Origin of the sequence: Microlunatus phosphovorus NM-1 (genome assembly GCF_000270245.1) — a bacterium.
Classification (GTDB): Bacteria; Actinomycetota; Actinomycetes; order Propionibacteriales; family Propionibacteriaceae; genus Microlunatus; species Microlunatus phosphovorus.
The window spans coordinates 4417915-4439757 of sequence record NC_015635.1; the positions used below are offsets into that span (position 1 = coordinate 4417915).

The 21843-nt window shown below is 68.6% G+C and carries 18 protein-coding genes; 4 read left to right on the forward strand and 14 right to left on the reverse strand.

The features are described from left to right. Window position 1: 1 nt before the first annotated feature. The 8 genes from murD to mraZ form a co-directional block, all read right to left on the reverse strand. Entirely contained in the window at window positions 2-1468 is a 1467-nt protein-coding gene (gene murD, locus MLP_RS19945; RefSeq protein ID WP_041790353.1) for a UDP-N-acetylmuramoyl-L-alanine--D-glutamate ligase, read from the reverse strand. Then, window positions 1450-2535, reverse strand: a complete 1086-nt coding sequence (gene mraY / locus MLP_RS19950; protein WP_013864979.1) for a phospho-N-acetylmuramoyl-pentapeptide-transferase — start codon at window positions 2533-2535, stop codon at window positions 1450-1452. The genes murD and mraY overlap by 19 nt, the downstream gene beginning before the upstream one ends. Further along, window positions 2532-4139: a UDP-N-acetylmuramoyl-tripeptide--D-alanyl-D-alanine ligase gene (locus MLP_RS19955; protein ID WP_013864980.1), complete on the reverse strand. Its 1608-nt coding sequence runs from the start codon at window positions 4137-4139 to the stop codon at window positions 2532-2534. The genes mraY and MLP_RS19955 overlap by 4 nt, the downstream gene beginning before the upstream one ends. Continuing rightward, entirely contained in the window at window positions 4136-5740 is a 1605-nt protein-coding gene (locus MLP_RS19960) for a UDP-N-acetylmuramoyl-L-alanyl-D-glutamate--2,6-diaminopimelate ligase (protein WP_013864981.1), read from the reverse strand. The genes MLP_RS19955 and MLP_RS19960 overlap by 4 nt, the downstream gene beginning before the upstream one ends. Continuing rightward, window positions 5737-7617: a peptidoglycan D,D-transpeptidase FtsI family protein gene (locus MLP_RS19965; protein WP_013864982.1), complete on the reverse strand. Its 1881-nt coding sequence runs from the start codon at window positions 7615-7617 to the stop codon at window positions 5737-5739. Before MLP_RS19965 ends, MLP_RS19960 begins: the two co-directional genes overlap by 4 nt. After that, window positions 7617-8318: a hypothetical protein gene (locus MLP_RS28695; protein ID WP_013864983.1), complete on the reverse strand. Its 702-nt coding sequence runs from the start codon at window positions 8316-8318 to the stop codon at window positions 7617-7619. The genes MLP_RS19965 and MLP_RS28695 overlap by 1 nt, the downstream gene beginning before the upstream one ends. After that, window positions 8315-9328, reverse strand: a complete 1014-nt coding sequence (gene rsmH, locus MLP_RS19980) for a 16S rRNA (cytosine(1402)-N(4))-methyltransferase RsmH (RefSeq protein WP_013864984.1) — start codon at window positions 9326-9328, stop codon at window positions 8315-8317. The genes MLP_RS28695 and rsmH overlap by 4 nt, the downstream gene beginning before the upstream one ends. A gap of 213 nt (window positions 9329-9541) precedes the next feature. Next, complete coding sequence (gene mraZ / locus MLP_RS19985; RefSeq protein WP_041790358.1) at window positions 9542-9970, reverse strand: division/cell wall cluster transcriptional repressor MraZ; 429 nt, start codon at window positions 9968-9970, stop codon at window positions 9542-9544. Between the two features lie 353 nt (window positions 9971-10323). Between mraZ and MLP_RS19990 the strand changes: the two genes are divergently transcribed. From MLP_RS19990 to MLP_RS20005, 4 genes are all read left to right on the forward strand, one after another. Next, the gene (locus tag MLP_RS19990; RefSeq protein WP_083844046.1) at window positions 10324-11244 is read left to right on the forward strand and encodes an AAA family ATPase; all 921 of its coding nucleotides are present in this window, start codon (window positions 10324-10326) and stop codon (window positions 11242-11244) included. Between the two features lie 35 nt (window positions 11245-11279). Continuing rightward, complete coding sequence (locus tag MLP_RS19995) at window positions 11280-12557, forward strand: DUF58 domain-containing protein (RefSeq protein ID WP_013864988.1); 1278 nt, start codon at window positions 11280-11282, stop codon at window positions 12555-12557. Beyond that, the gene (locus MLP_RS20000) at window positions 12554-14776 is read left to right on the forward strand and encodes a transglutaminase family protein (RefSeq protein WP_013864989.1); all 2223 of its coding nucleotides are present in this window, start codon (window positions 12554-12556) and stop codon (window positions 14774-14776) included. The genes MLP_RS19995 and MLP_RS20000 overlap by 4 nt, the downstream gene beginning before the upstream one ends. Window positions 14777-15113: 337 nt before the next feature. Further along, entirely contained in the window at window positions 15114-16058 is a 945-nt protein-coding gene (locus MLP_RS20005; protein WP_172641604.1) for an endonuclease domain-containing protein, read from the forward strand. A gap of 516 nt (window positions 16059-16574) precedes the next feature. Here MLP_RS20005 and MLP_RS20010 read toward each other — a convergent pair. The 6 genes from MLP_RS20010 to MLP_RS20035 all read right to left on the reverse strand — a co-directional run bounded on the left by MLP_RS20010 (window position 16575) and on the right by MLP_RS20035 (window position 21835). Further along, a complete protein-coding gene (locus MLP_RS20010) occupies window positions 16575-16985 on the reverse strand; it encodes a DUF3040 domain-containing protein (protein ID WP_013864991.1) in 411 nt (136 codons plus the stop codon). A 239-nt stretch (window positions 16986-17224) separates the two neighbouring features. Continuing rightward, window positions 17225-18526 carry a Y-family DNA polymerase gene (locus tag MLP_RS20015; RefSeq protein ID WP_231851354.1) on the reverse strand — a complete coding sequence of 434 codons (1302 nt, stop codon included), beginning with the start codon at window positions 18524-18526 and terminating at the stop codon, window positions 17225-17227. A gap of 110 nt (window positions 18527-18636) precedes the next feature. Continuing rightward, on the reverse strand, window positions 18637-19326 hold the full coding sequence (locus MLP_RS20020) for a methyltransferase domain-containing protein (RefSeq protein ID WP_231851355.1): 690 nt from the start codon (window positions 19324-19326) through the stop codon (window positions 18637-18639). A gap of 397 nt (window positions 19327-19723) precedes the next feature. After that, window positions 19724-20485 (reverse strand): PIG-L deacetylase family protein, encoded by a 762-nt coding sequence (locus MLP_RS20025; RefSeq protein WP_013864994.1) that lies wholly within the window; start codon window positions 20483-20485, stop codon window positions 19724-19726. Between the two features lie 34 nt (window positions 20486-20519). Next, window positions 20520-20855: a SelT/SelW/SelH family protein gene (locus MLP_RS20030; RefSeq protein WP_013864995.1), complete on the reverse strand. Its 336-nt coding sequence runs from the start codon at window positions 20853-20855 to the stop codon at window positions 20520-20522. Then, on the reverse strand, window positions 20852-21835 hold the full coding sequence (locus MLP_RS20035) for a carbohydrate kinase family protein (RefSeq protein WP_013864996.1): 984 nt from the start codon (window positions 21833-21835) through the stop codon (window positions 20852-20854). The genes MLP_RS20030 and MLP_RS20035 overlap by 4 nt, the downstream gene beginning before the upstream one ends. Window positions 21836-21843: the final 8 nt, after the last annotated feature.

Here is a 21843-nt window from a genome sequence, read left to right on the forward strand (position 1 = left end):
CTCACCCAGTGCGTACGGCCGCGGCGAAGGCGTCTCCTCGGGCGGCATAGTCGCTGTACATGTCCAAGCTGGCGCATCCCGGAGCCAGCAGCACGGTGTCTCCCGGACGAGCCAGGGAGTCCGCGGCCGCCACGGCCTGCGCCATCGCTCCATCTTCGGTCTCCTCGATGGTGATCACCGGGACCTCGGGCGCGTGTCGGCTCAGTGCGTCGGCGATCACGGCGCGGTCGAGCCCCAACAGCACGGCGCCACGCAGCCGGTCGCGGTGGCTGACGACCAGGTCGTCGAAGGTGGTGCCCTTGGCCTGGCCGCCGGCGATCCAGACCACCGATTCGAATGCCCGGAGCGCGGCGTCGGCCGCATGCGGATTGGTCGCCTTGGAGTCGTCGACGTAGGTGATGCCGTCGCGGACCAGGACGGTCTCGATCTTGTGCGCACCCACCCGCACGCCGCGCAGCCCATCGCGGACCGCGGTGGCCGGCACACCGTACGCCCGGGCCAGCGCCGCCGCCGCCAGCGCATTCGCGATGTTGTGCGGCGCTGCCGGGGTCACGTCGGCGACCTTGGCCAGCTCCAGGGCCGAGTCGCGGCGCTGCTCGATGAACGCGCGATCGACCAAGAGATCGTCGACCACCCCGAGCATGGACAGACCTGGGGTGCCCAGGGTGAACCCGATGGCCCGGGCACCCTCCACCACCTCGGCGTCCTCGACCATCTGCTCGGTGGCCGGATCGGCGACGTTGTAGACGCAGGCGACCTGGACGCCGGAGTAGATCTTCGCTTTGGCGTCGCGGTAGCCCTGTGGTCCGCCGTGCCACTCGTAGTGGTCCGGTTCCAAGTTGAGCACGGCCGCCGAGTGCAGCGCCAGCGCGTGCGACCAGTGCAGCTGATGACTGGACAGCTCCACGGCGAGCACGTCGTACGGCTCCGGGTCCAGCACGGTCTCCATCAGCGGCCGGCCGATGTTGCCGACCGCTGCCGTCCGCAGCCCGGCGGCCCGCAGCATCGATTCCAGCATCTGGGTGGTGGTGGTCTTGCCGTTGGTGCCGGTGATGCCCAGCCAGGGTGTGGGGCGCTTCGGCCGGCTGAGCCGCCAGGCGAGCTCGGGTTCACTCCAGATCGGGATGCCGGCGGCAGCCGCGGCGGCCAGCAGCGGATGCGTCGGACTCCACCCGGTGGTGACGATCAGATCGATACCGTCCGGTCGCAGGGTGCTGGACCCCGGCCCGAGCCGGACCTCCGCGCCGAGCGTACGGAGCAGTTCGGCCTTGTCACTGTTGGCCTCGGTCACCTTGTCCTCGACCACCACGACCTGCGCGCCGAACTCCAACAGCCCGTCCGCCGCCGCGAACCCGGACACGCCGAGCCCGGTCACCAGCACCCGGGCCTGCGACCACGGCGATGCACCGTCGGCGGTGGGCAGCCAGCTCAGACCACCCGAAGAACTACTCACGTTCCCACGACCCATTCGGCGTAGAAGATGCCCAAGGCAGCGGAGACGAAGAGCCCGCAGATGATCCAGAAGCGCATCACGATCGTCACCTGGGCCCAGCCCAGCAGTTCGAAGTGGTGATGGAACGGCGTCATCTTGAACAGGCGGCGTGGAGTGCCGGTCATTCTTCGGGTCAGTTTGAAGTAGCTGGTCTGCAGGATCACCGAGCCGACCTCGATCACCAGCAGACCGCCGAGGATCAGCAGCAGCAGCTCGGTCCGGGTGAAGATCGCCAACCCGGCCAACGCACCACCCAGGGACAGCGAGCCGGTGTCGCCCATGAAGATCTTGGCCGGCTCGGCGTTCCACCAGAGGAAGCCGAAGCAGGCGCCGGCGAGCGCGATGGCGACCACCGCGAGGTCGTACGGGTCTCGCACCTCATAGCATTTCGGTCCGGCCGAGGCGGTGTAGGCGCAGGACTGGTTGTACTGCCAGATGTTCACCAGCGTGAATGCGCCGAAGATCATCGTGCAGGAGCCCGTCGCCAGCCCGTCCAAGCCGTCGGTCAGATTGACACCGTTGCTGGCCGCCGCGATCAGCAGGATGACCCAGAGCACCACCAGGATAATCGGCAGCTGCAGCCACGGGATGTCGCGCAGGAAGGAGATGTGCGTGGATGCCGGAGTGATGCCTCGCTCGTCGGGGAACTGCAGCGACAGCAGCGCGAAGACGACCGCGACCAGCACCTGGCCGGCCATCTTGGCCTTGCTGCGCAGACCCAGGGAGCGCTGGTTGCGGATCTTGATGTAGTCGTCGAGGAAACCGACCGCACCGAGCCCGGTGAACAAGAACAAGACCAGCACCGCCGACGCGGACGGCGGCGTCCAGGTCAGCAGATGGCTGCCGATATAGGCGACCAGGACCGCCGCGATGATGACCAGGCCGCCCATCGTCGGCGTGCCCCGCTTCACGTGGTGCGAGGTCGGCCCGTCGTCCCGAATGAGCTGGCCGTAGCCCTTCTTCACGAGCTCGCGAATGGCCAGCCGGGTGCCGAGCAGCGTGCCCAGCAGAGCCAGTGCACCGGCGAAAACGATCGTCTTCACGCGGTGCCCCCACTGTGCTCGTCCAGGCCGGGCTGGTCGTGGCCCGACTCGTCTTCTCGGCCGTGTTGGTCGTCTCGGCCGACTGGATCGGCCACCGCAAGGGCGGCGGCCACGGTGTCCAAGGCTAAGCCACGCGAGGCCTTGACCAGAACCACGTCGCCTGGCGCGAGCCCTTCTGCCACCAGTCGTACGGCAGCGTCCCGGTCGTCCCCGACCGACTCCACGGTCGCTCCTACCGCCCTCGCATCCGCGGCAACAGCTCCGGCGGCCAGGGCGCCGGCGACGATCTCGTCGGCGAAGGAGCCGACCGCGATCAACCGGCTGATCCCATGTCGGATCGCATAGCTGCCCAGTGCCCGGTGTTCGGCCGCCGCCGAGTCCCCGAGCTCCAACATGTCGCCGAGCACCGCCCAGCCTCGTACCCTCGGCACACCAGCTGCAGTCGGCTGGGCGGCGGTCCGGCCATCGGGAGCCGTCCGGCCGGCAAGCATCTCCTCGACGGTGTCCAACGCAGCGTGCATCGACTCCGGGTTGGCGTTGTAGGCGTCGTTGACGATGAGTACGCCGTCAGCTCGCTCGGTGAGCTCCATCCGCCATCGAGATCGGGGTTGCGCCGCGGGCAGCGCCTCGACCACGGTGGCGTGGTCCACGCCCAGGGCCCGCGCCATCGCGACCGCGATGACGGCGTTGCCGACCTGATGGTGACCGGAGACGCCCAACTGGATCCGAACCGGGTCCGCCGACGGCTCTGCCGACCACTTCTGGTGCAGCAGGAACGAGCAGCGACCGAGCGGATCGGCGACGATGTCGTCGGCCCAGACCGCGTCCGGCCAACTCGGCTCACCGGCGGTGCTGGCGGCGACCACCCGCGCCGCGGTCCGCGAGCGCATCGCCCAGACCAGCGGATCGTCCGCGTTCAGCACGGCCGTGCCGTCGGCGGGCAGCGCCTCCACGATCTCGCCCTTGGCGACCGCGATCTGCTCCTGGCCGCCGAACTCGCCCACATGCGCGGTCCCGACGTTCAGCACGGCCGCCACCTGAGGCGGCACGATGCCGCACAGATAGGCGATGTGACCGATCCCCCGGGCCCCCATCTCGGCAACGAGGTATCTGGTGTCGGACTCGATCCGGCAGACGGTCAGCGGCAGACCGAGCTCGTTGTTGAGGTTCCCGATCGGGGCGACCGTCGGACCGGCCGCTTCCAACAGCTGCGCCAGCAGATCCTTGGTCGAGGTCTTGCCCGCCGAACCGGTCAGCGCCGCCGTACGCAGTCCGCCCGCCGTCCCACGATCCACCTGGTCACGCGCGATTCGGCCGGCGGCGAGCAGCGGATCGGCGACCACCAGACAAGGACCCGCAGCCCCGTCGACCGGTCTGGCGGTCAACGCCGCCGCGGCACCACGGGCGAACGCGCCGACGACGTAATCATGACCGTCGACGTGCTCGCCGGGCAGCGCCAGAAACAGACTCCCGGAAGCCACCTGACGGGAGTCGACGACCAGGCCGGTCAGCACCTCGTCGAGCCCGTCGTCATACCCTTCGCCGGGCCCGGTCACCTCGGCCCCGAGCAACGACGCGACCTCACGAACAGTCACCGGGATCACGGCGTGCCCCTTTCCGCCCAGACCTCTCGTACCGCGTCGTCATCGGCAAAAGGCACCACCGAGCCGGCGATCTCCTGCCCGCGCTCGTGCCCCTTGCCGAGGATCGCCACCACATCGTCCGGCCCGGCAGCTGCCAGGGCGGCCGCGATGGCCTTCCGGCGGCTACCACCGTCGACGACCGTCACGTCCCTACCCGACCGGGCGAGCTCGTCCGCGGCGCCGCGCAGCACCTCGGCCCGGATCGCTGCCGGATCCTCGGTACGCGGGTTGTCGTCGGTCACCACGACCAGTTCGGCGCCCGCAACCGCCGCCGCGCCCATCGGCGCCCGCTTCTCGGAGTCCCGATCGCCGCCGCAGCCCAGCACCACGATCCGACGGTGACCGGCCAGGGTCGCCAGGACCGCACCCACCGCCTGTGGCGTGTGGGCGAAGTCGACGAACACCGCGGGCGCCTCCGGGCCGAGCGGGATCCGCTGCATCCGGCCCGGCACCACCGCGTCGCGGAGTCCACCCGCAGCCAGTGCCAGGTCGATCCCGGCCAGATCGGCCATCGCGAGCGCGGTCAAGGCGTTGCGCACGTTGAACTCTCCCGGCAGCCCCAGGGTCGCCGGCAGCGCACCGTGCGGTGTGCGGACCGAGATCAGGGTCCGACCTTTGCCGGCCGGTCGCCGTTCCGCGGCCGAATAGTCCGCCGGACCGTCCAGGCTGACCGATCGCGCCTCGTCCAGACCCTCCCGGTGGGCCTGGTCGATCAGCTGCTGCCCGCGCGGGTCATCGACGTTGATCACGGCCCGGGCGGCCCGCCGCTGAGTGAACAGCGAAGCCTTGGCGGCGAAATAGGAGTCCAGGTCGTGATGGAAGTCCAGGTGATCGGAGCCAAAGTTGGTGAAGGCGGCGACGTCGAAGCAGAGCCCGTCGACCCGACCCAGGACGAGCGCATGTGAGGACACCTCCATCACGACGGCGTCCGCGCCCAACTCGACCAACACGGCCAGCAGCGCATAGAGCTCGGCCGCCTCGGGAGTGGTCACCGTGGTCCGCCGGGACTCCAACCGACGATCGTCGAGCTGGTAGCCGATCGTCCCAATCAGACCGACCCGCTGGCCGGCGGCCCGCAGCGCGGCCTGCAGCAGATAGGCGGTGGTGGTCTTGCCGTTGGTGCCGGTGATCCCGTACAGCTGCAGTCGGGCTGCCGGATGGTGATACACCCGGTCGGCGAGCAGCGGGATCAAGGACTTGGGCTGCGGCAGCACGGCGACCGGCGCCGCGGCTACCGATGAGCCCGCTCCGTCCCCGTCCGGCAAGCCTGTCGGAGAGCTCGCCGCGGTCAGCGCGCGTTCCTCGCCCGCCGGGTCGGTGAGCACAGCCAGCGCTCCCTGTGCCAGTGCCTCGGCGACGAAGTCGGCACCGTGCCGGCTGGCACCGGGCACCGCGACGTACAGGTCGCCCGGCTGCACCAGTCGCGAGTCTGCGGTGACTCCGGTGAACCGCAGCTCCCCCGCGGCACCGGTCGAACTCACCGGGACGACGTCGGCTCCCAGCAGCTCGAACCAGCTGAGACCGGCCAGCCCGGTCGGCCGCAGGCTCGGCGCGCCGTTCACCAGGAGATCGGCTTCGGCTTCAGCACTGCCTTCTTGGACGGCGCCACCGAATAGCGCGGCAGCGCGTACTGCATGATGTCGCGGAAGACCGGGGCGGCGACCTGGGTGCCGGTCGGATCGCCCTTCTTCGGGTTGTTGACCACCACATAGGTGATGATCTGCGGATCCTTCAGCGGGGCGAAACCGACGTAGGAGGTGATATAGCCCTGGTAGCCCCTCGCGGTGCCTCGCTGCGCGGTGCCGGTCTTGCCGCCGCTGGTGTAGCCGTCCAGCCGCAACGAGTACTTGCCGGTGCTCGAGTTGTCGACCACCGCGCGCATCAGGTCACGGATGTGTGCCGAGGTCGTCGTCGACACGATCCGGCGCGGCTCTCGGACCGGAAGCGCGACCTGCTTGCCGTCGGAGTCGGTAGCCGACTTGATGATCGTCGGTGGGTTGTAGACACCGCCATTGAGCAGTCCGGCGATCGCCGAGACCTCCTGGATCCCGGTCACCGCCAGCCCCTGACCGAACGCGACCCGGTCGCGTGTCATCGGCTCCATGTCCGCGTCCGGCAGCGTGCCGAGGCTTTCACCAGGCAGTTCGATCCCGGTCTTCTTCCCGAGTCCGAATTTCGCCAGATAGTCGTGCAACTGATCGATCGGCATCTGCCGAGCCAGCATCGCGGTGCCGATGTTGGACGACTTCGCGATCACCCCGCGCATGTTCAAGCGATAGTCGTCAGAGTGCTCGAAGTGGTCCTTGATCAGGTACGGGCCCGACGGCAGCCGGTTCGGGATGCTCACCCGGGTGCCCTCCCCCGCATGACCCGACTCCAGCAGCGCGGCCGAGGTGAGGATCTTCTGCACGCTGCCCGGTTCGTACGGCGCGGTGACCGCCTGCAGGTTGCGGTGTTTCTTCAGCGACGACTTGGGATCGTTCGAGTCGTACGTCGGCGCCTGGGCCAGCGCCAAGATCTCGCCGGTCTTGATGTTCATGGTGATGGCGAAGCCGAAGTCGGCCTTGGCCTTCTTCACCTGCTGCGCCACCCGCCGCTGTGCCACCCACTGCAGTTCGGAGTCCAGGGTCAGCTGGTAGTCGTAGCCGTTCTGGGCCGGGGTGATCTTGCTGTCGCCGAGCGGGATCTTGCTGCCGTTGGGCGCGCTCTCGTACTCCTCCTGCCCTTCGACGCCTGCCAGCTGACTCTGCAACGAGCTCTCCAGCCCTGCCTTGCCGGTCCCGTCGCCATCGACGAAGCCGACGATCGGCCCGGCCAGCGAGCCGGCCGGGTAGGTGCGGATCGGGTCGCTCTCCCGGAAGACCCCGTACAGGTTCTGTTCGGCCAGCGCCGCTGCCATCCGGGTGTACGTCATCGCCGGCACCTGCTTCTTCAGGTACACGAAGTGCGTGTCCCGCTTGGTGAGCAGCGGCAGCAGCTCCTCGACCGTCATGCCGAGATAGGGCGCGATCACGACGGCGAAGGCACCAGGCTGCTTACCGGTCAGGGACGGGTCGGCGGTCACGGCGACGGCGGGCTCAGTGGCCGCCAGGACTGTGCCGTTGCGGTCGGTGATGTCACCCCGGGAGGGCAGCAGCGGCATCCGCTGGGTCAGCGCCGCCGCGGACTCGGCCGCGTACGCCGACGAGTCGAATCCCTGCAGTTGCAGCAGCCGACCGGCGCACAACGACATCGCCACCGCGAGCATGATCAAGACGACGTGCAGGCGATGCGTGCCGTCGGCCAGCGGCACCCGGCGGATCCTCCGGCGCCGGCGGGCGGCCGTCGAGGTCCGAGCTTTGCCGCCATCGCGGAGCCGGCGATCGGTCTGGCTGTCGCTTCGGCGGTGCCGCGCGGCGGCCGGCTTCGCCGATTCCCGCAGTGGTCGTCCGGGAGCCATCAGTTGCCGCCGTTCCGCTTCTTGGCCTGCTTCGCCTTCTTGGCCTTCTCGGCGGCTTTGGCCTTCTTCGCCTTGGCCTCGGCCGCGATCTTCTTCGCGGCTGCCTCCAGCGCCGCAGCCTCCGCCTTGGCTTTGGCCTTGGCTTCCGCCTTGGCCTCGGCGGCAGCCTTCTTCTTGGCGGCTGCTTCCGCCTTCGCCTTCGCCTTGGCCTCCCGTACGGCCTTCTCGGCCGCGAGCTGCTCCGGTGTCTTGACGATCAGACCCTTCATCTCGTCACCGGTGACCCGATACTGCTCACCGATCACCTTGCCGGAGGGCACGACCAGGAAGGCCGGCTTCGGGTTGGCCCGCATGCCGAGCGCCGACGCCTTGCTGGCGATCTGATCGGGGGTCCGCAGCTTGTTCAACTGAGACTGCAGCTCGGCTTCTTGATAGACCAGCTGCGCGGCCTGCCGATTCAGCGACCGGGATTCGAAGGCCTGGTTCTGCAGTGTGGTGTTGACCATCAACAACCCGACCATGCCGACCCCGAAGACGGCGATCAGCACGCTGATGAACGGGATCCGGGCCATCCGAGCCGGCAGCGAGGGGACCGCCCGGAGTCGCCGCTCCGAGCTCTTGTCGCCAGTGTCCTTGTCCCCGGTCTGGTACGACCGGCCGCCGACGATGGGCGCCTGCAGCGATGACCACAGCGCGCTCATGCCGCTCCCCTCCCCCGGGTCTGCGGCTCTCGAATCCGCTCCGCTGCCCGGAAACGCGCCGAGGCAGCACGGCGGTTGCTCACAATCTCTGCCTCCGTCGGCTTCTGGGCACCACGGGTTAGCAACATTAACTGCGGCTGATGCTCATCCGGGACAACCGGCAGCCCCGGGGGAGCCGTGTCGCGCGAACCGGCTGCCAGCACCTGCTTGACCAAACGGTCCTCGAGCGAGTGGTAGGCCAACACCGCGATCCGGCCGCCGACGGCGAGGGCCGCGACCGCCTGCGGCAGCACGGACTCCAACGCAGCCAGCTCACGGTTGACCTCGATCCGCAAGGCCTGAAAGGTGCGCTTGGCGGGATGCCCGCCCGTCTTGCGGGCCGCCGCCGGAATCGCCGCCTCCAGCACACCGACCAGCCGGGCGGAGGTGTCGAACGGCTGCTCGGCCCGGGCCGCGACGACCCGTCGAGCGATCCGGTCGGCGAACCGTTCCTCGCCGTAGGTGCGGAGGATCCGTGCCAGCTCACTGGCGCTGTAGGTATTGACCACCTCGGCGGCGGTCAGCTCCTGCTGCCCGTCCATCCGCATGTCCAGCGGCGCGTCGACGGCGTACGCGAAGCCGCGGTCGGTGTCGTCGATCTGCAGCGAGGAGAGACCGAGATCGAGCAGAATGCCCTGGACTCGGGGGCGACCGAGTTCGGCCAGTACGTCGGTCAGCTCGTCGTAGACGGCCTCGACGAAGGTGGTCCGATCGGCGTACGGGGCCAGCCGCCGGGTCGCCAGGGCCAAGGCGTTGGGGTCACGGTCAAGGCCGATCAGGTGCAACTCGGGACAGGCCCGCAACAGCGCCTCGGCGTGCCCTCCGAGACCGAGCGTGCAGTCGACCAGCACCGGCCGGGTGCTGTTGGATGCGTCGTCAGCCAGGGGCGCGGTCAGAGCGGGAGCGAGGACGGCGACGATCTCGTCCAGCATCACCGGCTCGTGACGCGGCGGCACGCGGGGGGTAGCCATCTCGACCCTTCTCGTCCTGCTCTTGTCCTGCTCTCGTCCTGCCCGCTTGCTGCGGACAGTCAGCGCGTACCGCCAGGTTTCAACCCGAGACCCGCCTCATCTGACCTGGCACCGGGGAAGGTGTGCCAGGGCAAACGGACCTGCGGGTTGAAGCCTCGCCGCACGCGCTGTCGTGTTCTCTCGAGCCGATGTGTGACATCTCCCAGGACGGGCTCAGAGCCCTGGGAAACCCTCGTTGTTCAGATCGGCGAACTCCGCTTCCTGCTCGGTGGAGTAGGTGTTCCAAGACGCCGCATCCCAGACCTCCACCCGGTTCATCGCGCCGACCACGACACACTCCTTGTCGAGACCGGCATAGGCCCGCAGGTGCGGCGGGATGGTGATCCGCCCCTGCTTGTCGGGCACCTCGTCGGACGCTCCCGAGGCGAGCATCCGCTGGTAGTCCCGGACCTGCTTGCTGCTGGAGGAGGCGTTGCGCAGATCGGCGGTCTGAGCGATGAAGGTCTCCATCGGCCAGATGGCCAGGCATCGGTCCTGCCCTCGCGTGATGACCAGGCCGGCAGCCAGCTCGTCACGGAACTTCGCGGGCAAGATCAGCCGTCCTTTCTCGTCCAGGCGAGGTGTGTGAGTGCCGAGGAACATCCCGTTCCCCACCTCCTCGCTCCACCTGACGCCCTATCTCCTCCACTTCGCGCCACTGTACTCCACTTCGCTCCACTTGGGCACTGGTTGAGGCTGGATCTGGGTTGGTTGCTCCCGTGCGGGCGGTTGGGTTCTATCCGCGACGACCGACAAGGCAGCCTGGCGCGTGCGCGGGTGCCGCGCAGTAGGTCGTCGTTTAACACCACCCTCCCAGCACGTAGGGTGCGAGGAGACCTGTCCGGTCGGGGAACACCGGACGCGAGGAGGCGGGAGGCCGCGTGACACTCAGCTACCAGCGGAGCGGTGCCGGCCTGGCCACCGGAGAATTGACGCTCGATGACGTGGTCTCGGTGATGGGCCGGGTCCGGACCGCGATCGAGTCGGTGATCGAGGGCAAGCGACCGGCGGTCGACCTGGCGCTGACCGTGTTGCTGGCCGAAGGCCATCTGCTGGTCGAGGACGTGCCGGGGGTCGGCAAGACCATGCTCGCCAAGGCACTGGGCCGGTCGATCGACTGTTCGGTCCGCCGGGTGCAGTTCACCCCCGATCTCCTCCCCTCCGACATCACCGGCGTGTCGGTGTTCAACCAGGAGACCCGCGACTTCGAGTTCAAGCCCGGCGGCATCTTCGCCAACATCGTGGTCGGTGACGAGATCAACCGCGCCTCACCCAAGACTCAGTCCGCACTGCTGGAGTCGATGGAGGAACGCCAGGTCAGCGTGGACGGCACGACCTATCAGCTCGAGTTGCCGTTCATGGTGATCGCCACCCAGAACCCGATCGAGATGGAAGGCACCTATCCGCTCCCCGAGGCGCAACGGGACCGGTTCATGGCCCGGGTCGCCATCGGCTATCCCACCCACGCTGCCGAGCTGGCCATGCTCGAGTCGCACGGCACCACCGACCCCCTGGCCGCCCTCGAACCAGTCACCGACGGGGCCACCGTCCAAGGGCTGATCGAGGCGGTCAAGACCGTGTACGTGAGCCCGGCCGTGAAGAACTACCTGGTGCAGATCGTCCACGCGACCCGGAACAGTCGCGAGCTGCGGCTCGGCGCCTCCCCGCGGGCCACGCTGCAGTTGCTGCGTGCCAGCCGAGCCTTGGCGGCACTGGGCGGGCGCGGCTACGTCAGCCCCGATGACGTCGCCGGCCTGGCGCCGACCGTCTTGTCACACCGGGTGCTGCCGTCGGCCGATGCTCAGATCTCCCGGCGTACGGTCGACGAGATCGTCGCCCATCTGATCGCCTCGGTACACCTACCCGACCACCGCTAGCCGCGGGCGGACACGACGGGACCGGGCGGACCGAGATGCGCAGACCCTGGCGACTGTTCACGGCCCGCGGCCATGCGTTCCTGGTCATCGGGCTGCTGGTGGTGCTGGCCGCCATGATCGCCGGGCAGCGCGACCTGATGCGGGTCGGCCTGCTCCTGCTGGTGCTGCCGATCATCGCGGCCGTGCTGGTCGCCCGGGCCCGGCTGCGACTGTCGTGCGAACGCAGCGTTCAACCGGCCCGGGCACCGTTGGGCTCGCCGTTGCGCGGCAGGATCGCCCTCCGCCAGGAGGGTCGACTGCCGGCCGGCATTCTGCTGCTGGAGGACTCCGTGCCGCCCGAGCTGGGCAACCGGCCGCGATTCTCGGTGGACAAGGCCGACCTGACCTGGCGGCGGGAGATCGAATATCCGCTGCTGGGTCGGGTACGCGGTCGCTTCCACACCGGGCCGTTGCTGGTCCGAACCAGCGACCCGTTCGGACTGGTCCAGCTGGACCGGCACTTCCAGGCCACCAGCGAGGTCATGATCACCCCCGTGGTGGAGGTCCTGCCGGCCATGCGATCGGCCGGCGGTGCCGGCAGTGCCGGTGAGTCGCGCCCGCACCGGGTGGGGATCACCGGCCAGGACGACGTCTTGATCCGCGAGTATCGGCACGGCGACGACCGGCGACGCATCCACTGGCGATCCACCGCCCGCCGGGGAGACTTGATGGTGCGCCGCGAGGAGCAGGCGTGGGACCCCACTGCCAGCGTGCTGCTGGACGTACGGTCGGGCTGCCATGCCGGCCGCGGCATGCACGGCTCGCTCGAGTGGGCCGTCTCGGCCGCGGCCTCGGTCGCGGTGCACTTCCTCGACGACGGATTCGGGGTCGAGATCTACGAGCCGGATGGCTCGATGCACATCTCCGGCAATCTCGGCCAGCACAGTTCCGCGTCGAGCGATCTGGCCATCGGCCGGCTGACCGATCTGCGGCCGCGGCAGACGACCAGCCTGCATTATGCCGTCCAGGCCGCCGACGTGGACAAGGCGGGCCAGCTGGTGGTGGCGATCCTGGGTCGACTCACGCCGTCCGATGCGAACTCGTTGCTGCGGCTGCGGCGCAACCGCGCGCAGGGCCTGGCGATGGTGCTCGACGTCGACACCTTCAGCGATGAGCCGACCAGCGAGCGGACGCGCAGCCAGCACGAGCTGGCCACCGAGATCCTCGTCCAGCACCAGTGGCGCGTCGTCGGCGTACGGCGAGGAATGAGCGTGGCCGAGGCTTGGGCCGGGCTGGACCGGCTGGGTGCGGCGGCGATCGGAGCACGATCATGATCCGGGCCAGCGACCGGCTGGTCATCGCCTCGGCGGTCGCGGTGCTGCTGATCAGCTTGACCGCCCAGCCATTGACCCAGGACACCTATCTCGGCCAGTCCTGGCTGCTGGTGCTGGTGCTGGCGGGGGCAACCGTCGGCATGCGGCGAGCGCGGCTGACTCCCGGCTTCGTGGTCGGCGCCCAGGTGGTGTTGCTGGTCGTCATGCTGTTCGTGCTGAGCTCGCTCACTCCGAACCGGGGCGTGCCCTGGTATGCGCACTACGCCGAGCTGTGGGCCCAAGGCGTCGAGCACATGCAGACATCGGTGGCACCGATGGACGCCGATCCCGGGGTCAAGATCATCTTCGTCTCGGTGATCGGTGTCTTGTTCGTGCTCACCGACCTCGTCGTCAGCGGCCTGGACCGTCCGGCGTGGGGGATCATGCCACCGGCCGCCGCCTTCGCCGTACCGGCTCTCGGCTTGCCGACCGACACCTGGATCAGCGCGTTTCTCTGCCTGGCACTGGGTTATCTCGGCATCCTGATCGCCGACGGCCTGAACCGGACCGGGCGGTGGACTCGCGGGCTCTCCCGGGATTCCGCCGAAGGGTATGGCAGCGCGACCGCCGTGGTCTGGCGAGCCGCCGCTCTGATCGGAGTGCCGGCGCTGATCGCGACCGCGGTGCTCGGCATGGCGCTGCCGACGCTGACGGTGCCCGGGCTGTCGCTCGGCAACGGCCCCGGTGGCGGCGGGCCGCTGCAGCTGACCGACCCGACCCTGGATCTGCGCCGGAACCTCAAGCAGGGCGAGAACAGCGTCGTGCTGCACTACACCTCGGATCGCCCCGGCGGACTCTACCTGCGGATGGCCTCGCTGCCGTCCTTCGACGCCGGCGGCTGGAGCAACGTGCAGATGCGGCTGGAGAGCGGCACCCGGCTGTCGGTGATCCCGGGGGTCAGCGGCGAGCCCGGCGAACCGCGGACCACCGAGGTCTCGATCCTCGACTTCGGCTCGGAATATCTGCCGCTGCCGTACGCGCCGCGCACAGTGCGGGTGAGCGGCGACTGGGCGTACGACCCGAACTCACTGGTGATGCTCTCCGTGGCCCGGACGGGGAACCGCACCGACGCGATCCGCAACCTGACCTACACGGTCGAGAGCCGAGACCTTGAGCCGAGTGCCGCGACTCTGGCCCGCGCGGTGGCCGGCACCCCGCCCGACGAGAACACCACCTCCGAGGTGCCGCCGGACCTGCCTGAGGATCTGATCGACCTGACCCGCGAGGTGACCGAGGACGCCGACACCGACGCGGAGAAGGCGTGGGCGATCCAGGAGTTCCTCCGCAGCTCGGAGTTCACCTACAGCACCGATCCCCAACCGGGCAGCGGCTATCGGGCCCTGCAGAACTTCCTGCTCCGCGACCGGGAGGGCTACTGCGAGCAGTTCGCCACCTCGATGGCCATGATGGCGCGGATCGTCGGCATCCCGTCCCGGGTCGCGGTCGGATTCCTGCCCGGCAAGCGCACCGAGGGAGACACCTGGGAAGTGTCGATCCATGACATGCACGCCTGGCCCGAGCTGTTCTTCGCCGGACAGGGGTGGGTGCGGTTCGAGCCGACGCCGTCCACCGTGACCGGTGCGCCGCCCTCGTGGACCCTCCCCCAGTCCGACTCACCGGACGATTCGGAGACGCTGACACCGACCGACGAGCCGAGTTCCGACGCCTCGGACGAGAGCGTGGCACCCTCCGCCGAAGCATCGGACGACCCTTTGGCGGTGGACACCGAAACCGGCTCGTCGTGGGGCCGCAACCTGCTCGTCGCAGGCATCACGCTGCTGGTGCTCGCCATTCTGGCGACGCCGGCCACGCTGCGAGTCCGGCGGCGTGCGGCGCGACTCTCCGGTGACCAGGCACCGGAGGAGCAGGTGGAAGACGCCTGGGCCGAACTGCGGGATACGGTCATCGACTATGGCGGCACCTGGCCGCCCGGTTCGCCACGCACGATCGGGGCGGTAGTAGGTGGTCGGCTCGAGCCCCCGGAGTCCGAGGCGATCGGCCGGGTCGCGGTCCTGGTCGAACGCGGTCGCTATGCCCGCACCCTCGAAGCCGACGACCTCGACGACGTAGGCGAACTGCCGGTGGTGACCCACCAGATCCGCCGGGGCCTGGCCCCCGAATCCCGCTGGCGTCGGCTGCTGGCGAACCTGGCACCGAAATCCCTCTTCCGGCGGCGCTGACTCTGATCCACTTCGGGTCGGACGGGCTGCTGGTCGTTTGTGACCCGCCGGCGCCAGCCGTACCGGAGTTGTGCCCGGCCCCGGGTCGTTTGTGGCGCGCGGGCGCGAGTCGTACCGGAATTGTGCCCGGCCCGGGGTCGTTTGTGGCCCGCGGGCGCCAGCCGTACCCCAGTCCCCGCCCGGCCCGCGATCGTTCGTGGCCCGCGGGCGCCAGCCGTAGCGACCACCTCAGCCCTAGGAGGTGATTTCCGGCGAGTTATCCACAACCCAGACTGATGCTCCGATGCCCTGTGGATAGTCGCGGTCGATTTTCGCCGACATCCTTATGTATCTGGGTATGACGACATCATTGGATTCGATCCCCTTCAATCCCCGGTCACCGTTCAGCCGGGCCGATGCCCGAGCGGCAGGCATCTCGACGCGAGAGCTGTTGTCCTCGGCATATCAACGGATCTTCTACGACACCTATCTCTGCTCGACGATGGCACTGACCATGGAGGTACGCGCCAAGGCCGCAATCGCACGGACCAAGTCGGCGACTGCATATGCCAGTCATCACACGGCCGCGGGACTGTGGGGAATCCCGGTTCCCAAGGACGGGCGCATCCACATCACCGTTGACCGTGACGCCCGACGGAATCGCTGCCGGGGCATCCTGTCACATCGTCCGATCGAGCTGATCGGACGCATCGAAACCCAGAACGGCATCCGGCTCTCGTCTCCTGACCAGGTCTTTTGCGAACTCGCTAGCGCAGGCGTCGGCTTGGTTGACCTGGTTGTCGCTGGGGATGCCATGCTCAAACGCAAGAGGGCCAGTCTCGCGTCGTTGACCAAAGCAGTCGATCGGATGGCCGGCAACGGCGTACGCGTGGCCCGACGGGCACTGCACTACATCAGGACGGGCGTGGATTCGCCGATGGAGTCACGGCTGCGCATGCTGCTGGTGCTCGCCGGGTTCCCCGAGCCGGAGATCAGGGTCATCCTGCGGGAGTTCGACGGTGAGTGGGGACGGCGATTCGATCTCTGTTATCGAGCGTTGAAGCTGATCATCGAGTACGACGGCGAGCAGCACGGCGAGCTTGAGCAGCGTGATTCGGATCAGGACCGACGCGAGGAGCTGGAGCGCCAGGGATACAAGATCGTCACCGTGACTTCGCTCGGCATCTACCGAGATCCCGCCAAGACGCTTCGCCGCGTTGCCGATGCGATCCGTGCGATGGGCGGCGAGCCACCGGCCCGTTGGAATCCCGAGTGGCGCCAGCACTTCCCCGGTCGGGGCTGATGCTCTTGCGCCGAGGGCCAACGACGATCACAGACCAGGCGGAACTTCCGTACGGCTGCCGTCCGCGGGCCACAAACGACCCGGGGCCAGGAGGAGCTTCCGCACCGCTCGCGCCCGCGGGCCACGCACGACCATAGTCAGCCGGAGCATTGAACCGCACGGCTGGCACCCGCGGGTCAAAGACGACCGCAGACCAGGCGGAACTTCCGTACGACTGCCGCCCCCGGGCCACAAACGACCACAGACCACACGGAACTTCCGCACGGCTCGCGCCCACGGGCCACAAACAACCACAAGTCAGCCGGAACTTCCGCACGGCTGCCGCCCCCGGGCCACAAACGACCACAGACCACACGGAACTCCCGCACGGCTCGCGCCCACGGGCCACAAACAACCACAAGCCAGACGGAACCTCCGCACGGCTCGCGCCCGCGGGCCACAAACGACCGTGGACCAACCAGGCAGACATGCGACAGCCGCCGGGAGACGGTGCTCACCGACGGCTGTCCAGGAGTTTCAGAAGCCTGACTCGTCGCGGCGACGACGCCAGCGCTCCTCCATCTTGTCCATGAAGCTGCCGTCGGACGACGTGCCCTGCTGGGCGCGGGGCCGGTCGCGGCCCTGATCCGGCGCAGCGTGACCGACATGCTGCCAGGCATAGATCGCCGTGACGGCCGAGGCGACCATGGCGGCGAAGCCGACCAGGCTCAACGCGACGAAGCCGATCGGGCCGTCCGACATGAGGTACAGCCCAACGACGAGCAGCCCCAAACCGAGGAAGAACCCGACCCCGGCGGTAGCGGCCCGTCGCCGATGGATCTTGCGGGTCCCGGTTCCGCGCAGGGTGCTAACCAGCTTCGGGTCCTCGGCGGCAAGCGCCGCCTCCATCTGATCGAGAAGCCGTTGCTCCTCTTCTGAGAGGGCCATCGGCCACCTCCCACGTCTCGTCGTGCGCCTACTCTCACTGTACGCGCCTGGTGTTCGGCAAGGATCCCGGACCACCGAACAAACTGCCGAGAGCACCGCCATTCGTGACGCCAGTGTATGTGTCACGCGTGTCCAGGGAAACTCCAGTGTGGTAACGGAGTCGATCCAGGGCCCATCCCTGGTGGAACTCTTCATCTTTCCTCAAGGTCCAGCCACTGGATCCACCCTGCGAGCCAGCGTCAGCCGCCCTCGGATCGCGAGCTGCGAGGCTGCCAGTCCGGAGCCGGCGGTCGGCTGATCCGCTGGGTGAGGACCGCCCGGCGCACTGCTCCGGAACCGAACCGGCCGATCGCGGCATCCACGGCATGATCGGCGTCGCGCCAGCCCAGTTCCGGCTCGAGCAGAGTCGGCTGCAAACAGGCCTTCTCGATCGGCACGAGCCCTTCGACCCGCACCCCCACCCGCCGGATCCGCGGCCGATCCAGCCTCAACCGCTCGTACAGACCCAGCGCAGCGGCATAGATCTCCTCGGTCACATCAGTCGCAGACGGCAAGGTGATCGACCTGGTCAGGTCGGCGAAGTCGGCGAAGCGCACCGAGATGGTCACTGTCCGCCCGACCAGGGACGCCTTCCGCATCCGGCCGGCGGTCTTGTCGGCCATCCGGAGCAGCTCGCGGCGGATCACCGCATCGGAGTCGCTGTCGGCACCGAAGGTCTCCTGCGAGCCGATGCTGCGCTCCGGCTCGGAGGCAACCACCTGGCGCCCGTCGCGACCCCACGCCAGCTCGCGCAGCATGCCGCCGGCGTGCGGACCGAACGTACGGCGCAGCCCACCACGCGGCGTATGCGCCAACTCCCCGATGGTGTTGATGCCCAGATTGTGCAACCGTTCGGCCGTCTTCGCACCCACGCCCCACATCGCCTCGACCGGCAACGGATGCAGGAACGCCTCGACCCGGTCGGGCGGCACGTCGACCAGCCCGTCCGGCTTGGCCTGCTTGGAAGCGACCTTGGCCACGAACTTCGTCGGCCCGATGCCGACCGAACAGGCGATCTGCTGCTCGTCGGCCACGACCGCACGGACGTACTCCCCGATCCCGGCGGGTGTCTGCCCCCACCCCTCGCCCCCGCTCCTGCCCACACCCATGCCCATGCCCATGCCCATGCCCATGCGGGAGCCGAACATGCGCAGCGCACCGGTGATGTCCAGGTATGCCTCGTCGATCGAGGCCGACTCCACCACCGAGGTCACTGATCGAAACACCGCCGCGATCCCGGCCGATACTGCCGTATAGCTGTCGAAGTCGGGATCGAGGAACACCGCATTGGGTGCCAGCCGTACGGCCTGGCCCGACGCCATGCCCGAGCGGATCCCGAAGGCCCGCGCCTCGTAGGTCGCCGACAACACCACACCTCGCGGGTAGCCTCCGACGATCACCGGCCGACCGCGCAGCTCAGGCCGGCGTCGCAGCTCGACCGAGGCATAGAACGCGTCCATGTCGACATGCATGATGATCCGGCTCGCTCTGTCGTCGCGCACCACCTCATCGTACACATATTCGATTTACCGGGTAGGCGGCGGCACAACAGCGGCGACCCGCACCAACAGCCCGCAGCCAAGCGCGGGCCCACCGCCGGAGCACCGACCGACTACGACGAGCGCAAGGCGAACACATGCAACAACGGCGCCAGCGCCTGGAAGGCGGCATCGGTCGCCACCGCCGCCTCCAAGGCCAGCAGTTCGGCATGGGCACCCGCCTCGGAGTCCAACACCGACTCCGCGACGTGGTCGGCGATGGCCCCGACACCGCGAGTCGCCACGACCTCGAAGCCGGCCCGCCGCACCAAGGTGAGAACCTGATCACGATCGAACATCCCCGGCGCAGCCCAGGTGCGATGCGCCTGCGCGATGTGCCCGCCGATCGCCTGGGTCAAGACCGCCGCATGCCGCTGAGTGACCACCAGACTCAGCGCCCCACCGGGTCGCAGCACGGTACGGATGGCAGCCAATGCCTGGCCGGGATCGTCGACCACCTCGAGCACCTTGTGACACACGACGAGATCCGTGCTGGTTGCGCCGACGACCTCGACCAGGTCGGTGGCATCCCCCTGCAACCCGCTGACGCTGTCGTTCAGGTGCACTTCCGCGGTCCGTCGGCCCAGTGCCGCCAGAGCATCGGGACTCGGATCGACCACTCGGACCCGATAACCGCGCTCCCCCAGCCCGATGGCCATCCCGCCGGTGCCACCGCCCAGGTCGACCACCTCTCGGCCGGGGTGGTCGACACTCCATCCGTCGAGCGCAGCGACCAGGATCTCGCTCAAGCGCGTCTGAGACACGGAACGGCGACGATGCAGGTCCGGCACTTCAGTCCTCCTCAGGGCTGGTCGACGGACGGCAGAGCCCAGGGTCGAGGCTATCCGGCGGTCCTTCGAAGATCCCATCACATCGACCGAGGTCATCGGGAGCCCCGGCACGCACGGGGGTCGAGGTCCGTCCGCGCCGGGGCAAACCCGGGCCCGCAGGCGCGAATCACTGCGGCACCTCGAGCGCGCTCTCGACCAGGTCTTCCCCAAGCAACTGAATCGAAATCGCGTTCGAAGCAAGACATACGCTACACGGCCGCTCCGACACTCGGTCTGCTTCCCCGACTCGGCGTGTCGTGTCGTGATCGAAGCGTTGTGACCCCGTTCGGCCAGGTCACAGGACGGTTACTCGACCCATCCCATCGGTCGGCTACTCGCCCCAGCCCATCGGGAAGACCTCAAACGGCGCGGCCATCGGCACACCGAGCCGGGTGCCCGCCTGACGAGCACCGCCTTCGAGGAACTCCCGCGGATCGAAGAACTCCCAGCCAAGACCGTCGATGTAGGCGCGGTGCGCCTCCAGGGACGCAACGCCCCGGTCGAAGGTGGCCGTCGTGTCGACGGCATGCCGGCTGTCCGGCGAGCCGGCTGCCCAGACCTGCTTGACCCCGCCCCACGGCTGCAGCCCGTCGGCGATCTGGTCGTGGAAGACCCAGCGGTTGCCCGCATCGCGTACCGCGTCCAGGGTGGCCATGCCCACGGCGATGTGATCGGCCTGATTGAGCGACTGCCCGCCCCAGCTTGGCCGGAAGTTGTTCGTGATCACGATCTCGGGTTGGTGACGACGCACGGCGGCACAGATCACCGCCCGCAGCGCGACGCCGTACTCCAGCACGCCGTCCGGTTGGCCGAGGAACTCGACCACATCGACGCCCACGACCCGTCCCGAGGCGATCTGCTCGGCCTCTCGAACGGTACGGCACTCGTCCGGCGACATCGCATCGATGCCGGCCTCACCACTGGTGACCATCGCGTACACGACGGTCTTGCCCTGATCGGTCCAGCGCGCGATCGCCGCTGCGGTGCCGAACTCGAGATCGTCTGGATGCGCCACCACGCACAGCGCGCGCTCCCAGTTCTCATCGACGGGAACGAAGGGCTCTCGGGTCTCCTCGGTCACGTCTCCAACCATAGGACCGGCGGGTCACAGGGTGCGGGCGGGAAGGTCAATGAGTCCGGTCGGAGTGGCCCAGCGAGCGCTCGGGATCGATCCGGTCTCTGATCAGCCGCTTCAGCGGAGCGACATCGGGGAAGCCGTCGTCGCGTTTGCGGTCCCAGATCAGTTCGCCGTCCAGTTCGACGGTGAACACGCCACCGACACCAGGCCGCAGGGCGATCTCCCCCAGATCGGTGGTGAATGTGGTCAGCAGCTCCTGCGCCACCCAGCTCGCTCGCAGCAGCCAGCGGCACTGCGTGCAGTAGGTGATGACGATCCGCGGTCGCGCCCCAGGCGCCACGGCAGCCGATTCGGCGGCATCGCTCGCGCCTGCGGACTCGATCACAGCCGCAACTCTGCCAGGTGGGGTGCGATCTCCGCAGCCGCCTCAGGACCGTACGCCGCAGCGAACCGTCGCCCGAAGGAGCCGTGGAAGCGATACTCCTGTGTGCCGACGACCGCGATCACATAGGACGCCAGCAACGAGCCGACCTGCGCGCACCGCTCCAGCGAGACGCCCCAGGAGAGCCCGGCGATGAAGCCTGCCCGGAAGGCATCCCCGACCCCGGTCGGGTCGAGTCTGGTCGTCTCCGGCGCGATCGGCACCTCGATCGGCTGCCGCCCGGCGATCTCGATCCGCGCGCCGTCGCGACCGCGGGTCATCACCCGCACGCCAACCCGGGACACGATCTCGTCGTGCGACCAGCCGGTCTTTTGGCTGATCAGGGTGTCCTCGTAGTCGTTGGAGAACAGATAGTCCGCGCCCTCGATGAGCCGGATGATGTCCGGGCCGTCGAGCCAGGCCAGCTGTTGCGACGGGTCGGCGATGAACCGGTAGCCACGGGCTCGGCACTCCTCGGTGTGCCGCTGCATCGCTTCCGGGTCGTTCGGAGAGATCATCACCAGGTCGAGACCGCCGGTGACCTCGGCGATCGGCGCCAGTTCGATCTGGCGGGCCTCGGCCATGGCCCCGGTGTAGAAGGAGCCGATCTGCGCATTGTCGGCATCGGTGGTGCAGACGAATCGAGCCGTGTGCTGGGTCTGCGAGATGTGGATGGGCCAGGTCAGCACTCCGTGCCGGTCGAGCCAGGCGCGATACTCCGCGAAGTCCTCCCCGACCGAGCCGACCAATAGTGGACTCAGGCCGAGCGCGGCCAGTCCGAAGCACACGTTGGGCGCGACCCCACCGCGCTTGATCTGCAGATCCTCGACCAGGAAGCTCAGCGAGATCCTGTCCAACTGCTCGACAACCAACGACTCGGCGAACCTGCCCGGAAACCTCATCAGATGGTCCATGGCGATGGATCCGGTCACGGCGATCTGCACCCGCGCAG